The sequence below is a fragment of the Synergistales bacterium genome, from assembly GCA_021736445.1.
Classification (GTDB): domain Bacteria; phylum Synergistota; class Synergistia; order Synergistales; family Aminiphilaceae; genus JAIPGA01.
Genome location: JAIPGA010000069.1, coordinates 1 through 14,223 on the forward strand (window position 1 = coordinate 1; position 14,223 = coordinate 14,223).

The following is a 14,223-nucleotide window of genomic DNA, read 5'->3' on the forward strand; positions in this document are numbered from 1 at the left end:
CCGGGGGGGGGGCTGGCGGCCCTGGCGGTGCGCGGGCTCCGAGCGCCTAGAAGCCCAGCGGTTCGCCCACGATGATCACGTGAGCCGTGCGGTTCATGGGGGCCCGTTCCAGCACAAGGGTGGCGCGGCAGGCCCGGCCCGGGCTGTTGCAGTCCATGCAGTAGCCTGTGGCGGCGCAGGGGATGTCCATGCCCAGGCGGATGCCGTTCATGGGTGTGGCCCAGTCGCGGATGCGCTGGAAGGCGGCGGGCAGGTCCCGGCTGATCTTGTTGATGCCGATGACGTAGATGATGACGCCGGGGGCCCAGGCCATGCCGGCCACGCGGTTGCCCACGCCGTCGATGCTCACCAGCATGCCGTCCTGGGTGACGGCGTTGGCGCTGGTCAGGTAGTAGGGGCACTGCAGCTCCTCCTGGAGGCGGGCGGTCTTCTCCTCCGGCGTGGCGAGCGAGGGGTCCCAGTGCTGGACGATGGTGCAGCCCCGGCGCTCCAGGCCTTCCAGGGCGCCCATCTCCCGGATGGTGACGCTTCCCGGCACGCCCACCTTGCTGCCTTCCGGGATCAGCCGCAGGAGTTCCTCCAGGGCCTCCGCTCCGGTGGGGGCGAACTGGGCGTTGAAGCCCTTCTCCCCGCAGGCCTTCGCCACGTTCCGGCCCAGATTCTCGTAGTGCTGCCGACGGATCTCTTCCCACTGGTCCATTGCCGTTCCTCCTCTACTCGGTTGGTGTGCCGCGTTCCTGCCTGTTTCCTGCAGCTGCTTCCGGCGGTGTTGCCCCGGCGGCGCTGCAATGTTGCGTCCATTGTACACGAGGGGGCTCTCTTTCTTCCAATGCGTCGGAAGGTTGGTGACCATCGGGTGCTGACTGATCGGGGAAGAGGTGGTAGGTTATGGGTAAACGACGATCACGGCAACAGGTGCTGGAGAGGAGGATCGCCATGGGTGTGCTGTGGCGGGAAAGCGGTCCCTGGGGGGCCGGCGGTCTGGCCTGCGAGGGGCTCTTTGCCGAGGCGCCCGGGGGCGGTGTGGATCTGCGGGGCTGGCTCTTTGCGGTTCCCGCGGTTTCCCGGCTTCGTCTGCTCTACGCGCCCGAGTCCTTCGAGGATGTCCCCTGGGGCGACGACGGCGAGCACTTTCATTCCCACGCCAAGGAACGCCCCAGGTGGGGTGTGGTGCATATCGCCGGCCCCGAGGGGGAAGAGGATCTCGATCTGGTGGGGGAGACCACCAGCCTCACCTACGAGGAGGCGCTGGAGCTGATCACCACGCTGCGGGAAGAGCTGGACTGGTGACGGCCGCCGAGCCGTAAAGATATTCCCCTTGACGCCTTGGCGCAGGGGATCTATACTTGCCTCCGTTTCGACAGCGGGGGTGGTGGGACTGAACGATCAGGAGAGGCTTGCCGCACGGGTGCAAAACGCCGCGCTCTTCGATATCTACGGTGCCCTGCTCACCAGACGCCAGCGCGAGGCCTATGTGCTGCACGAGCTGGAGGATCTCTCGCTGGGCGAGATCGCCGAGGAGCTGGGGGTCAGCCGGCAGGGGGCCCACGATCTGGTCCACCGCGCCAGGGAGCATCTCCTCCGTATGGAGGAGGCCGTCGGGGCGGGGGCCATGGAGCGGAGTCTCGAAGAGGCGGAATCCCTGATGGCCGCCTACGCAGGCAGCCTTCCCGGGGAGTTTGTGCGGCGGATGGATGCCGTGCTGGAACGACGGGACAAGTGGAGTGGTAGAGATGTTTGATTCGCTGAAAGACCGGCTGGAAGGCGTCTTCAAGGGCCTTCGCGGCAAGGGAAAGCTCACCGAACAGGATGTCGGAGAGGCGCTGCGGGAGGTCCGCCGGGCGCTGCTCGAAGCCGATGTGAACTACAAGCTGGTGAAGGACCTGGTGGGACGCATCCGCGAGCGCGCCGTGGGGCGGGAGGTGCTGGATTCCATCACACCGGCCCAGCAGGTGATCTCCATTGTCTACGAGGAACTGACGAATCTGATGGGCAGCGAGCACGCCACGCTGCAGGTGTCTCCGAAACCGCCCACCACCTATATGCTCGTGGGGCTCCAGGGTTCGGGGAAGACCACCAGCTGCGCCAAGCTGGCCGCACGGATGTCCAAGGGACACAAGCCGCTGCTGGTGGCCTGCGACCTCCAGCGTCCGGCGGCGGTGGAGCAACTCCGCACCCTGGCGGAGAAGGGCGGTTTCGGCTTCTTCGGCCCCGACGAGGGCGAGAGCGACCCCGTCCCTCTGGTCAAGCGGTCGCTGCGCTACGCGGCGGACCATCTCTACGATGTGGTGATCCTCGACACGGCGGGGCGGCTGCACGTGGACGAGGAGCTCATGGCCCAGCTGAGGCAGATGAAACGCAAGCTGCAGCCTACGGAGACCCTGCTGGTGCTGGACGCCATGACCGGCCAGGAGGCGGTGCAGGTGGCCGAGCACTTCCACAGCGACATGGAGCTCACCGGGCTGGTGCTCTCCAAGCTGGACGGCGACGCCCGCGGCGGTGCGGCCCTGGCGGTGCGCTCCGTGACGGGCGTGCCGGTGAAGCTGGCCGGTGTCGGCGAGGGCATCAAGGACTACGAGACCTTCGATCCCCAGCGGATGGCCGGCCGGATCATGGGCATGGGCGACGTGGAGGGCCTGATGGAGAAGGTCCGGGATGCCACCGACCAGAAGGACGCCACCAAGCTCGCCGAGTCCATCAAGAAGGACCGCTTTACCCTGGAGGATCTCCTCTCCCAGCTGGAGCAGCTGGAGAAGATGGGGCCGCTCAACAAGGTGATGGAGATGCTGCCCATGGGCGGGCAGATGAAGCAGCTCCAGAACGCCGAGGTGGACCCCCAGCGGCTCAAGCGCATCCGGGCGGTGATCCAGTCCATGACGCCCAGGGAGCGCCGCAAACCGGAGATCATCAAGGGGAGCCGGCGGCGTCGGATCGCCAACGGGTCGGGCACCAGCGTGCAGATGGTCAACCAGGTCCTCAAGCAGTACAACCAGATGCGGGGCATGATGAAGAAGTTCGGCAAGGGTGCCAAGAAGGGCAAGCTTCCCAAAAACATGATGCCCTTCTAGCCCTTGACTGGAGTGATCCCACCCGATACGGCGAAGGATGCGGTGGAGGATGGGATGCCGGCGTTGCGCCGGTACCGCGAGACACGATTTTGGAATCGGAGGTGCGTATTGGATGGCAGTACGGATTCGACTTGCACGGCACGGAAGAAAGAAGCGTCCATTCTATCGTCTGGTGGTGGCGGACTCCCGCTCGCCCCGGGACGGGCGCTTCATTGAGCAGCTTGGGACCTACAACCCCCTCACCGATCCGGCTGAGGTGGTCGTGGACGGCGAAAAGGCGCTGAAGTGGCTGAAACAGGGCGCCAAGCCCTCGGAGACGGCCCGCACGCTGCTGCGGCGGACCGGTGTCTGGGAACGCTTTACGGAAGACAGGGAGAACGGATAGCCCATGGCTGACTACAAAGAGCTTACCGAATTTATCGTCAGGAATCTCGTGACCAATCCGGACGACGTGGTGGTCAAGGTCCAGGAACAGGAAGAAGGTCAGTTCGGCGTGCGGATCTCCGTGGCCCGTGAGGACCTCGGTCGGGTCATCGGCAAGAAGGGCGCCACCATCAACGCCCTGAGGCAGGTCGTCCGGGCCTCCTCCCAGAAGGAGGGGCAGCGGGTCGACGTGGACGTGGAAGAGGAGTAGCCGCGTTGCTCCCGGAGCGTGTCGCTGTGGGGAAGGTGGTCGGCGCCCACGGGGTGCGCGGTACGCTGCGCGTCGCCGTGCTGACCGATTTCCCGGAGCGGTTCCGGTCCATGGAGGAGCTGTCGCTCTTCGGCAGGGGCGACCGTGCTCTGGGGAGCTTCCCCGTGACGCGCGTGCGTCCCGTCCCGGGAAAGAACCAGATGCTCATCGACTGCGAGGGCATCGACACCCGCGACGACGCGGAAGCCCTGACGGGCGCACAGATCAAGGTCCCCCGTTCGGACTGTCCCGTGCTGCCGGAAGGCACCTACTGGATCGACGACCTGCTGGGTCTCGAGGTCGTGGAGGCGGAGACGGGGCGTGTGCTCGGCCGGCTCGACGACGTGATGCAGACCGGTGCGGCGGATGTCTACGTGGTGACCGGCGGGGATGGTCGGCTGCTGCTGCCCGCCGTCGGCGAGGTGGTCCGGTCCGTGGATCTCCGGCAGCGGCGCATGGAGGTTTCGCTGCCCGAGGGTCTGCCCGGGCGATGAGGATCACCGTCATCACCGCCTTCCCGGCGCTGGTGGAGGACTATCTGAACACCAGCGTCCTCGGCAGGGCCCGTGAGCGGGGCGATCTGGAGGCCTCCGTGGTGGACCTGCGGGACTTCGCCGCCGGCGACTACCGGCAGGTGGACGACTACGCCTACGGCGGCGGCGGTATGGTGCTCATGCCCGGGCCCCTGGGTGCCGCGCTGGACCATGTGGGAGGCGACGCGGCTCTGGTGGCCGCGCCTTCGCCGCAGGGTGTGCGGCTGCATCAGGGGCTGGTGGAGAGCCTCGCCCGCGAGGGGCATCTGGTCCTGCTCTGCGGCCATTACGAAGGCATCGACGAGCGGGTGACGGAGCGGTATGTGGACCTGGAGTTCTCTCTGGGCGACGTTGTTCTCACCGGCGGCGAGCTCCCCGCCATGGTGCTGGCCGACGCGGTGGCGCGGCTGATGCCGGGCGTGGTGGGCCGCCGGGAGGCGGTTGAGGAGGACTCCTTCTACAGCGGATTCCTGGACCACCCCCACTACACGCGGCCGGCGGAGTGGCGCGGACGGCAGGTCCCCGGGGTGCTGCGCTCCGGCGACCACCAGGCCATCGACCGGTGGCGGACGGAACAGCGGCGGACCCGTACCCTGGAGCGCCGTCCCGATCTGCTCGCCGTCACAGGCATCGGGGAGCATCTCTCCTCACGGGTCTACCTGGCGCTGGGCGACGGATTCGTTGACCGCCGGCGCGGAGACGGGTTCCCCGACGTCCGGCGTCTCTGCGCCCTCTACGGTGTGGAGCGCCTCTGCCTGGTGGAGCCTTCCGGCAGGGAGGGGCTTCCGGCCGCCGGGAAGGGCGTCGATCTGGAAGGAATCAAGGTGTGCAAGCAAGCCGGCCGTCTTCTGCAGTGGGTGGAGCGCCGGGAGAAGGCCCGCCCCTTTGTCCTGCGCCCCGGTGTTTCCGGGGGACTCCACTGGCTGGAGGCCAAACGGCGAGCCCTGGAGGCCGACAGGCCGCTGGTTTTCTGGTTCGGCGACGATGACCGGATCGGCGGAACGGCGGTGGACCTCTGTCCCCTGCAGGGGCGGGATGCCGCGGAGTACGCTGTGGCGGTCGCGCTGGACAGGTTTCTCGGATGCCGGTAGCGCGGTGTCCGGATATTCGGCAAGGAGGAATTGCAATGGATCCCAAGATTGCACTGGTGGAACAAAAGTACTGTAAGGAATCGATCCCCGAGTTCCGGCCCGGGGACACCGTTCAGGTTCACGTGCGGGTCCGCGAGGGCAACCGCGAGCGTGTGCAGGTCTTCGAGGGTGTGGTGATCGCCAGGAAGCACGGCGGCGTGAACGAGACCTTCACCGTCCGCAAGGTCTCCGGCGGTGTGGGGGTGGAGCGGATCTTCCCTCTCCACTGTCCCTCCATCGACAAGATCGTGGTTAAGCGTCTGGGCAAGGTGCGCCGGGCCAAGCTCTACTATCTGCGGAAGCGGAGCGGCAAGTCGGCCCGGATCAAGGAGCGCCGCAGGAAGTAGGGATATTCCGGTGCCGGCGATTTCCCGGAATGGGTGTTGACGGAGTCATGCACCCTCTGTATAATTATCGCCGCGTCGGCAGGCCGGGGTGGTGGAATTGGTAGACACGCACGGTTGAGGGCCGTGTGGGGCAACCCGTACGAGTTCAAGTCTCGTCCCCGGCACCATTCGATAGATCGTCCCTTCCCTGCGGGGGAGGGACTTTTTTTGTGGCGCCCACAAAGGGGGAGCAAGGATGGAAGGATACGGTGCGGTGATGCTGGTGGCGCTTTCCCTGGCCGCTGTCTGGCTGGCGGGCAAGACGCTGCAGGTGGTCCTCCCGGGGGTGACGACCGCCGCCGGTCTGGGATTCGGGATCTGTGTGGTCGGCGCTGGGCTGGTCTACGGCCAGGGGCACCCTGTGGCCTTCGCCTTCGGCGCGGCCAATGCGGCGGGGAATCTGGGCACGCTTCTGGCGATCCGGCAGCGGGTGAACGCCGGGGACGAGGAGCTGCCGCGGATGCTGGTGAAAAGCAATCTCTCCACGATCCTGCTGGGGGCGTGGTTTGTCGTCTACGGTCTGACCCTGCGTCTCTCCTGAGCCTACTGCTTCAGGAGGAAGAAGGGCGAGAGCGTCGGCGGGGAGGTGCTCCGATCCAGCGTGCCGATGGCCAGAAGGGGTGTCCCTGCTGCGGAGAGGCGGAGGAGGTCGAAGTAGGCCTTCCTGGCGTGGATGCGCTCCGGATCGAACTGCAGGGTCCCCATCTCTTCGGTCTTCAGCAGAAAGCGCTGTCTGCCGCCGGAGAGACGCTTGTCCAGCCTGCCGGAAAGCCGCAGGGGATCCGCCGAGGCGGGGAGGCCGGTGAGGGCGTAGTCGGCCGCCTGCTGGATGAAGGTTCCTTCCACAATGGGGTAGCTGGTGTCGTCCCACTCCAGCGAGGCGACACGCCGCCCCTTGCTGTCGTGGTAGGTGGTCCGGACGAAGCGGAACTCCAGGGCGTTGTCCAGGAACTGGTAGGTGTCCTTGAAACAGACCACCCGGCGGGCCTCCGCTTCGGAGAGTCCCTGGGACATCAGCTGTCCGGTGCGGAACTGCTCGAGCCCCTCTTCGGTGAGAAAGTAGTACTTCACCGTGGCGGTCTGCTTCTCCCTGGACCAGGCGGTGAGGAAGGCGTGTTCCTTCGAGCCGGTGCCGAGATCCACGGTTTCCGAGGCTGCCGCCGGTGGAATCATGGGTATCAGGGCCGTACACAGAACCAGGAGAGCTGCTATCATTCGGGGGACGGCTGTACGCACTACGACCACTCCTTCCCGTTGACGGGGTATGGTGCGGATATGCTGCAGCGTCTGCCGCAGGCTTTTGTAGTGTATCATGTTCCACCTGCGGGGAAACCGGCGTTTTGGGTTTGCCCCGGCTTTTGGTATGATACGAATGCTGTATATTGCACTGTTTTTCCGGCTGAAGGGCCGGTAATCCACAGGGGCGGGATCGGCCCCGGGAGCGTGGCGGAGCATTCGGGGGTACAGAGCCATGGATGATCAGTTCCGGACCGTACTGCAGCGAATTCGGGAAGAAGAGGGGAATCGGATCCTTGAGCAGCCGGACAGACTGCGGCTGCTTCTGCTCCGGGAAGAGGCGGCCTCCCCCGACGATGTGGACGCCACCGTCCGGCTCATCGAGACGGTGGGGATCGCGCCCGTTCTCGGCGAACGGACGCTTTCGCAGGCCGAGATCGACGAGGCGGCCGCACAGAGCGGCCTTTCCGCCCGCGAGATCGCCGACCGTCTGCCGGAAGGCGGCGGCCGGAGCGCCGACGCCTCGCTGCCGCCCTGGGCGGCGGCCTTTGGATACCGCGGGGCCTCCAGCGGCGGGGATGCCTCCGGAGAGCGGGAGGCGGACGCTTCCCGCAGGGAGCGGAACCTGGAGCTCCTCGGCCTTGTGGGCCAACGGCGGAGAGCCTTTCTTTCCGGCGCCGACGCCGAGGCGCCGGCGGAGGCGGAACCCCCTGCAGAAGCGCGCCCCCCCGTAGCGGAAGAACCGCCGTCACCGGAAGCCCGGGAGGAGCCCGCGGCACGGAGCGGGGGGCTTGCCGCCGGCCTGGCGGACTTGCTTGGCGCCCCTGCGGGCGCTCCCCTAGAGGAACCGTCCCGGGGAGAGGAGGGCGGTGTTGCGCCGGAGGAGACGGAAGCGGTGGTGCCGCCGGCGGAGACCGCGGCACCCTCCGGGGCCCCGGAGGAACAGGAGGAGCCCCGGGGTGCCCCCGAAGCCCCGGCGGAGACCGCGCCGCCCGAAACCCCTCCCGAACCCGCCGAAGAGGCACCGAAGCCGCCGAAAGCGGAGGAAGCCGAAGAGGAACCGCCGTCAGCGGAGCCCGGTCCCGAAGAGGCGCCCCAGGCGACGGAAGAGCCCCCGGCGGAGCCTGAAGAGCCGGAGCCTGCCGGCGGGGAACCCCGGCCGGTCTCCGGCGAGGCGGAACCCCGTGGGGAGCAGCACCCCGGCGAGGGTCTGGAGAGCGCCGAGCACGAGGCGCTCACCCCACCACAGGAGGAAAAGCAGAGGGCCGCGGCGCCGGCCCTTGCGGAGTGGCTGCATGCCTGGGCGGGCATCCGCAGGCGACGTATCCTCCCCATCGCCATGGCGGTCCTCGCCGTGGCGATCGCCGCTGCCGCCGCCGTGGGGTTCTGGTACTACACCCACCGGGCCTCTTACCTGGCCGAAAGCGGCGTGGAGCACTACCACGACGGCGAATACCGCAGAGCCATCGACAAGCTGGACAGGGCGACAGACAAGGACCCCTCTCTCCAGGAGGCCTTCTACCTGCTCGGCGAGAGCTACCTCATGGTGGGCTCCCCCGACCGTGCGGTGCCGGCCTTCCGGGGGAGCATCCGGATTGCTTCCAACGACGCCATGGCCTACAACGGCCTCGGCCAGGCGCTGCTGCAGCGGGGTGACCTGGAGGCGGCGCGGAACGCCTTCCGGGAGGCCCTCGACAGGGTGCCCATCCTCCGGGAGGCCATGCTGGGCCTGGGCGAATGCTACCTTCGGCTGGGCGAGCCCGCCGAGGCCAGGGACGTGCTGCTGAATGCCCTGGACGAAAGCGGAGCCGATCCCGTGCTGGCGGAACGTCTCGGCCAGGCCTACCTGGCGCTGGAACAGCCCGGGAAGGCCGAGCGGCATTTCTCCCGGGCCCTCTCCATGGAGGAAGGCCGGGAGCAGGCGCTCCTGGGGCTTGACAGGGCGCGGGCGATGAAAACGCGCCTGGCCCGGGAGCGCAGGATGCGCGAGCTGGTAGAGGCGGGCCGCAGGGCGCTGGAGGCCGGGAACGCCGAGGCGGCGGGCCGGCATTTCGACGAGGCGCTGGCCCTGGACCCGGACAGCGCAGCTGCGCTGCGGGGCAGGGCGGAGAGCTATCTCCGCATGGGGAGGCCCGCCGAGGCGGTGGTGCTCTACGAGCGGTTGACGGAGCGCTTCCCCGACGACCGCGAGCTGGCCGGGGCCCTCGCCGAAGCCAGGCAGCGGGCCGAACGGAAACGGATCGAGCGGAGCGCGCAGGGCCTCGCCGCACGGGGGAGGAAGGCGGCCGACGACGGGAGGTATGCCGAGGCCCGGGAGGCCTTCCGGGCCTCCATCGAGAAGGAGCCCACCCTGCCGGCCTATCTGGGTCTGATCGATACCCTCCGTCAGCTGGAGGAGTACAGGAAGGCCGAAGCCCTCTGTGACGAGGCGGCGGAACGCTTCCCCGGCGGCACGGCGGGGGAGCGGATACGGGAACGGCGCGTGGCCGTCCAGCAGGCCCGGGAACGGGCCGAGGAGCGGCGGCTGCAGGCCCGGGCGGAGCGCAAGGCGGAGTCGGGCGACTATCTGGAGGCGGTGGAGCTCTACCGCAGACTGGCGGAGCGGAACCCCGGCGACGTCGGGACCCTCAGGAAGCTGGCTTCCCTCTACCAGCGGCTGGGCAACGAGGAGGAGGCGGCCAGGGTCTACGCCAGGGCCGGGCTCCAGCCCCCCGGCGAGGAGACGGCCCGGGAACGCCCTGCCCCGGTGACCCCCGAGCCCCGGAAGGACAGGGCCGAGGATCTGCTCGGTCAGGGGAAGCGGCTCGCCGAGGCGGGCAAGCTCTACGAGGCCTACAACCGTCTGGAACGGGCCGCGGAACTGGAGCCGGACAACCTGGAGGTGCAGCGTGCCTACGCCGACGCCTGCTGTGACCTGGCCTTCTACGACCGCGCCGAGGCGGCCTACGAGCGGATGCTCGCCCAGACGCCCGGCGACAGCCGCATCAGGAACAACCTCGGTTTCGCGGAGGCCCGGCGGGAGGCCTACGCCGAGGCCGCCGAGCGGTTCCGGGGGATCCTCCAGTCGGAGCCGGCCAACGGCCAGGCCATGGCCAATCTCGGCTACGCCCTCTACCGTGACGGACGCTACCGGGAGGCGGCGCAGACCTTCGGCGATCTGGTGCGGACCCCCAAGGTGGTCTATCCCGACGGCTTCCGCGATCTGGGCCCCCTCTACACGCCGCTGCGGGGAGCCCGGGAGGCCGGTCTGCCCAGAGCGACGCTGGAGCGGATCTACCGGGCCTTCCTCCCCCGGATCACCGGGCCCGGCAGCGGGGAGAGCGGCAGCGATGCGGCGGGGGAGGCTCTCCTGGAGACCCCGGAGATCGGGGACCGCGCCCTGGAGCTGCAGGCCCTCGCCGAGGCTGCGTATGTGAGCCCCGTCGGTGCGGCGGCCTATGCCAACGGCGCCGTGGCCATCGCCACCGCACAGGCAGAGGAGGGGACCGAAGAGGCCAGTGCCGTTCTCGGCGTGCGTCCCCTGGAGGCCTTCGCCCACTTCGCCCTGGCCCATGCGCGGCTCTCCGCCGGCGATCCGCAGGGGGCCAGGCAGGCGGTGCTCAAGGGGCTGCAGCGGCAGCCCAAGAGCTCCACGGGGTATACGCTCCTGGGCTATGTCGCGGAGCGCCGGGGCGAGACGGATCTCGCCCGGGAGTCCTTCCATATGGCGCTCTGGCTGGATCCGGACAACATGGAAGCCCGGAGAGCCGCCAGAGCGAAGGGCCTGTAACACCCTTTGAACCGACGTATATTTCGGGTATACTTTTTTGCGAAAGATGTGGTGTGCCCCTGATGCGTCTCTGAGGGAGGCGGGTTGTTTCCTCTGGTGCAACGGAAGCTGCAGAACCTTAATGGGTGGTGATTAGTGGATGGCCGGCACAAACACGGACGCCTGGATGGACCGGTACATAAAGGAGCACGACCTCTACAAGAGCTTCACCTCGCGGTTGTGCAATCTTGTCCAGGATCTTCTGGAGAACCTCGGCGTTGAGCAGTTTCATGTAGAAAGCCGGACGAAGGGGTTGGATCGGTTCAGCGAGCTGATCAACGATTCCGGGGTCTCCTACGACGACCCCTTCAAAGAGATTACAGACCTTTCGGGTGTCCGCATCGTGCTCTACTATGCGGAGGAGCTGGAACGGGTGGCCCAGATGATCGAGGAGGAGTTCCGGGTCTACCCGGAGCAGTCGGTGCCCTACGAGGCGATACACGACCCCGATGTCTACGGCTACCGTTCGATCCGCTACGCCGTCTCCCTGCCGGAGCAGCGCCGCGAGCTGCGGGAGTGGAGCCGCTACCGGGACCTGCTGGCGGAGATCCAGGTGCGTACCATCCTGCAGAATGCCTGGGTGAACATTACCACCACGCTCCCCTACGAGCAGCTGAAGCAGTCCAAGAGCATGCTGAAGCGGAAGCTCTCCCGGATGAGCGCGCTGCTGGAGGAGGCCGACGAAGGCTTCCTGACGCTGCGGCATCTGCTCGGCGGCCAGGAACCGCCCTCCGGCGGCAGCACACCGCCTCCGCCGGAAGAGGGAGGCGGTCCGGAGGAACCCGAACCGCAGCCTGAACGGGAACCCGAGCCGGAGCCCCAGCAGCCGCCTGAGGAGCCGCCGGCGCTCTCCGCCGAAGGACTGGAGACCTACTTCGCCGGCCGGCCGGAACAGCTCCAGAACTGGGAGCGCATGGCCCGGGATATCGGCTATCCGGTGCAGCGCTACCCCGAGGAGCACGAACGGCAGAGCCTGAAGGATCTGGTGGCCCTGCTGGATGCGGCGGGCATCCGCACCCTCCAGGATTTCCAGCGTTTCCTGGAGGACATGGAGGCCGGCGGCAAGGGCCGGGATCATCTCCAGTCGATCTACGACTCCTTCAGCGACGAGATCGCCGACTGGAAGGTGGATTCCTACGCCGTGCTCTTCCTGATGGTGCTGAACGCCCGCTGGCAGATCCTGCAGGATCGGGATCTCTCCCTGCTGGGCATCAAGGAGGCCACAGACCGGATCAAGGGACAGTAATACAGACTGAACAGCGGTTGTGCGACATCTATCGAGGGCGGGCGTATCTGTCTCCCCTCGATTTTTTTACAGGGAGTGACGCCGATGCTGACAGACTATCCGGAGCGGTGCTCCACAGTCATTACGGGTGTGGAGCGGCATTCCAGGAAGCGGTATACCCTCAGGCTGGCCGAGACCCCCTTCCGGCCGGAGGGGGGCGGCCAGCCCGGCGACGGCGGCCGGCTGGAAAGCGAGGACTTCAGCGGCAGCGTGACGGGATGCACCAGCAACGCAGACGGCGCCCACCTGCTGGATGTCAAGCCACGCAGGGGGACGCCCCAGGAGGGCGACGCCGTGGAGGCCACGGTGGATCTGGCCCGTCGGGGACGCTACGCGCGGATGCACACCGGCGAGCATATCCTCTCCCGCATTCTTGAGCGCACCTGTCCCGGCCTTTCCATCGGCAAGGTGGCCATCGGCGGGGAGCACTCCACGGTCTTCCTCCGCTACGACGGCGACCTGACCTGGGAGGCCCTCTTCGAGGCGGAGCGAGGCGCCGCCGATGTGATCGGCAGAAATCTGCCGGTGGAATGCCGGGTGCTCTCCCCTGCCGAGGCCTGGGAGCGCGGCCTGAGGGCCAAGTGGGACCGCCTGGACGACGAGCCGGTGCGGATGATCTCCATCCGCGGATTCGACCGCATCGCCTGTTCGGGGAGCCATGTGCCCTTCACGGGGCAGGTCGGTGCGGTGGTGGTGACGGGCTTCAAGGGCTCGCCGCCGGAGTGGCAGGTGAGCTTTACCGTAGACGGAGAGGTGGCGGCGGAGGGGAGCCGGCGGATGCGCATGCTGGAACGCGAGCTGGCTACGCCGGCGGCGAAGATCCCCGGGCTGGTTGCAAAGCGGCGGGACGAGGCGGCCGGCGCCAGGAAGGCGCTGGACAAGGTGAAGCAGTACCTGGCCTTCCCCTGGGAGCGCGAGGAGCTCCCGGGCGGCTGGAGACTCCATGCGCTGGTCCTCGCCGGGATCCCCGGCGAGCTGGTGACGCCGGCGCTGAAGCGGATCATCACCGACGACGACGGCGCTGTGGGGTGCGTGCTCCTCCAGGAGGGCGACGGCCCGGAGGCGCAGGTCCTCCTGGCCCGGGGCGGGAGCTGTCCCCTCGACGCCAGGACTGTGGTCCGCCGCGCGGAGCTGCAGGCCAAGGGCGGCGGGGCCCCGGAATGGGTCTCGGGGAAGACGGGGTGCACCTCGGTGCGTCTCTGGAAGAAGGCCATCGCGGACGAGCTGGCCTGAGAGAAAGCGAGGGAGCGAGTCTATGTCGGCAATCCCCAGTCTCGACAAGCTGTTCAAACCGGAACGCATCGCTATCGTCGGTGCCTCCCACAATATGGATTCCATCTCCGGGAGACCGCTGAAGCTGCTGCAACAGAACGCCTTCCCCGGAGCCATCTATCCCGTGAACCCCAAATACGGGGAGATCGGCGGCCTTCCCTGCTATCCCGACATCCCCTCACTGCCGGAGACCCCCGATGTGGTCCTCATCGGCGTGCGTGCCTCGCTGGTGCCGGGGGTGATCGAACAGTGCGCCGACCGGGGGGTGGGGTACGCCGCGATCTTCGCCTCGGGCTTCGCCGAGAGCGGCGGCGAAGGCATCCAGGAGGAGATGGCGGCCCGCGCCCGGGAGAAGGGGCTGCGCATCCTGGGCCCCAACTGCCAGGGGCTGGTCAATCTGGTGGACTGTGTGCCCCTGACCTTCTCGGCGGCCATGGAGCAGCGGCGCTGCCCCCTGGGCAACGTGGCCTACGTCTCCCAGAGCGGCGCCTTCGGCTTCGCCAGCTTCTCCATGGGTGTCGACCGGGGGGTGCGCTTCCGCTATGTGGTGACCACGGGCAACCAGTCCGACCTGGACGCCATCGATGTGGCCCGCTATCTGCTGCAGGACCCCGAGGTCCACTATCTGCTGCTCTATCTGGAGGGGCTGCGCGAAGGGCACCGTTTCTTCGAGCTCATCGCCGAGGCCCATCGGCGGGGGGTGCCCATCGGGGTCCTCAAGGCCGGGGTCAGTGCCACCTCCAAGGAGGCGGCCAAAAGCCACACGGGGGCGCTGGCCGGCGACGAAGCGGTCTGGAACGCCCTCTACCGCCAGTTCGGCGTGCTGCCCCTG

The 14,223-nt window shown here is 67.8% G+C and carries 15 protein-coding genes and 1 tRNA gene; 14 read left to right on the forward strand and 2 right to left on the reverse strand.

The window, feature by feature from the left end; all coding sequences use genetic code 11:
- Positions 1-46 precede the first annotated feature (46 nt).
- Positions 47-700 carry a lactate utilization protein gene (locus K9L28_09405; GenBank protein MCF7936546.1) on the reverse strand — a complete coding sequence of 218 codons (654 nt, stop codon included), beginning with the start codon at positions 698-700 and terminating at the stop codon, positions 47-49.
- Between the two features lie 188 nt (positions 701-888).
- On the opposite strand from K9L28_09405, the gene K9L28_09410 reads away from it, so the two are divergent.
- The 10 genes from K9L28_09410 to K9L28_09455 all read left to right on the forward strand — a co-directional run bounded on the left by K9L28_09410 (position 889) and on the right by K9L28_09455 (position 6,331).
- Positions 889-1,290 carry a hypothetical protein gene (locus K9L28_09410; GenBank protein ID MCF7936547.1) on the forward strand — a complete coding sequence of 134 codons (402 nt, stop codon included), beginning with the start codon at positions 889-891 and terminating at the stop codon, positions 1,288-1,290.
- An 88-nt stretch (positions 1,291-1,378) separates the two neighbouring features.
- Positions 1,379-1,741 carry a DNA-binding protein gene (locus K9L28_09415; GenBank protein ID MCF7936548.1) on the forward strand — a complete coding sequence of 121 codons (363 nt, stop codon included), beginning with the start codon at positions 1,379-1,381 and terminating at the stop codon, positions 1,739-1,741.
- On the forward strand, positions 1,734-3,068 hold the full coding sequence (gene ffh, locus K9L28_09420; GenBank protein MCF7936549.1) for a signal recognition particle protein: 1,335 nt from the start codon (positions 1,734-1,736) through the stop codon (positions 3,066-3,068). The genes K9L28_09415 and ffh overlap by 8 nt, the downstream gene beginning before the upstream one ends.
- A 112-nt stretch (positions 3,069-3,180) precedes the next feature.
- A complete protein-coding gene (gene rpsP, locus K9L28_09425) occupies positions 3,181-3,453 on the forward strand; it encodes a 30S ribosomal protein S16 (protein MCF7936550.1) in 273 nt (90 codons plus the stop codon).
- Between the two features lie 3 nt (positions 3,454-3,456).
- Entirely contained in the window at positions 3,457-3,702 is a 246-nt protein-coding gene (locus tag K9L28_09430; protein ID MCF7936551.1) for a KH domain-containing protein, read from the forward strand.
- Between the two features lie 5 nt (positions 3,703-3,707).
- A complete protein-coding gene (gene rimM / locus K9L28_09435) occupies positions 3,708-4,235 on the forward strand; it encodes a ribosome maturation factor RimM (protein ID MCF7936552.1) in 528 nt (175 codons plus the stop codon).
- Positions 4,232-5,365, forward strand: a complete 1,134-nt coding sequence (gene trmD, locus K9L28_09440) for a tRNA (guanosine(37)-N1)-methyltransferase TrmD (GenBank protein ID MCF7936553.1) — start codon at positions 4,232-4,234, stop codon at positions 5,363-5,365. The genes rimM and trmD overlap by 4 nt, the downstream gene beginning before the upstream one ends.
- Positions 5,366-5,400: 35 nt before the next feature.
- The gene (gene rplS, locus K9L28_09445) at positions 5,401-5,751 is read left to right on the forward strand and encodes a 50S ribosomal protein L19 (protein ID MCF7936554.1); all 351 of its coding nucleotides are present in this window, start codon (positions 5,401-5,403) and stop codon (positions 5,749-5,751) included.
- Between the two features lie 82 nt (positions 5,752-5,833).
- A tRNA-Leu gene (locus tag K9L28_09450) sits at positions 5,834-5,918 on the forward strand.
- 68 nt (positions 5,919-5,986) lie between these two features.
- Positions 5,987-6,331 (forward strand): hypothetical protein, encoded by a 345-nt coding sequence (locus K9L28_09455; protein MCF7936555.1) that lies wholly within the window; start codon positions 5,987-5,989, stop codon positions 6,329-6,331.
- Positions 6,332-6,333: 2 nt separating this feature from the next.
- Here the strand turns inward: K9L28_09455 and K9L28_09460 are convergent, their stop codons facing one another.
- Complete coding sequence (locus K9L28_09460; protein ID MCF7936556.1) at positions 6,334-7,104, reverse strand: hypothetical protein; 771 nt, start codon at positions 7,102-7,104, stop codon at positions 6,334-6,336.
- Positions 7,105-7,261: 157 nt separating this feature from the next.
- On the opposite strand from K9L28_09460, the gene K9L28_09465 reads away from it, so the two are divergent.
- From K9L28_09465 to K9L28_09480, 4 genes are all read left to right on the forward strand, one after another.
- Complete coding sequence (locus tag K9L28_09465; GenBank protein ID MCF7936557.1) at positions 7,262-10,795, forward strand: tetratricopeptide repeat protein; 3,534 nt, start codon at positions 7,262-7,264, stop codon at positions 10,793-10,795.
- Positions 10,796-10,934: 139 nt separating this feature from the next.
- Positions 10,935-12,080 carry a RelA/SpoT domain-containing protein gene (locus tag K9L28_09470; GenBank protein MCF7936558.1) on the forward strand — a complete coding sequence of 382 codons (1,146 nt, stop codon included), beginning with the start codon at positions 10,935-10,937 and terminating at the stop codon, positions 12,078-12,080.
- Between the two features lie 84 nt (positions 12,081-12,164).
- Positions 12,165-13,352: a hypothetical protein gene (locus tag K9L28_09475; GenBank protein MCF7936559.1), complete on the forward strand. Its 1,188-nt coding sequence runs from the start codon at positions 12,165-12,167 to the stop codon at positions 13,350-13,352.
- A 22-nt stretch (positions 13,353-13,374) separates the two neighbouring features.
- The coding region (locus tag K9L28_09480; GenBank protein ID MCF7936560.1) for a CoA-binding protein at positions 13,375-14,223 on the forward strand (849 nt) is incomplete at its 3' end.

Bases quoted from the DNA above. Each gene is read 5' to 3' on its own strand.
- K9L28_09405 (MCF7936546.1), bottom strand. From the start codon at position 700: ATGGACCAGTGGGAAGAGATCCGTCGGCAGCACTACGAGAATCTGGGC.
- K9L28_09410 (MCF7936547.1), top strand. From the start codon at position 889: ATGGGTAAACGACGATCACGGCAACAGGTGCTGGAGAGGAGGATCGCC.
- ffh (MCF7936549.1), top strand. From the start codon at position 1,734: ATGTTTGATTCGCTGAAAGACCGGCTGGAAGGCGTCTTCAAGGGCCTT.
- rpsP (MCF7936550.1), top strand. From the start codon at position 3,181: ATGGCAGTACGGATTCGACTTGCACGGCACGGAAGAAAGAAGCGTCCA.
- K9L28_09430 (MCF7936551.1), top strand. From the start codon at position 3,457: ATGGCTGACTACAAAGAGCTTACCGAATTTATCGTCAGGAATCTCGTG.
- trmD (MCF7936553.1), top strand. From the start codon at position 4,232: ATGAGGATCACCGTCATCACCGCCTTCCCGGCGCTGGTGGAGGACTAT.
- rplS (MCF7936554.1), top strand. From the start codon at position 5,401: ATGGATCCCAAGATTGCACTGGTGGAACAAAAGTACTGTAAGGAATCG.
- K9L28_09455 (MCF7936555.1), top strand. From the start codon at position 5,987: ATGGAAGGATACGGTGCGGTGATGCTGGTGGCGCTTTCCCTGGCCGCT.
- K9L28_09460 (MCF7936556.1), bottom strand. From the start codon at position 7,104: ATGATACACTACAAAAGCCTGCGGCAGACGCTGCAGCATATCCGCACC.
- K9L28_09465 (MCF7936557.1), top strand. From the start codon at position 7,262: ATGGATGATCAGTTCCGGACCGTACTGCAGCGAATTCGGGAAGAAGAG.
- K9L28_09470 (MCF7936558.1), top strand. From the start codon at position 10,935: ATGGCCGGCACAAACACGGACGCCTGGATGGACCGGTACATAAAGGAG.
- K9L28_09475 (MCF7936559.1), top strand. From the start codon at position 12,165: ATGCTGACAGACTATCCGGAGCGGTGCTCCACAGTCATTACGGGTGTG.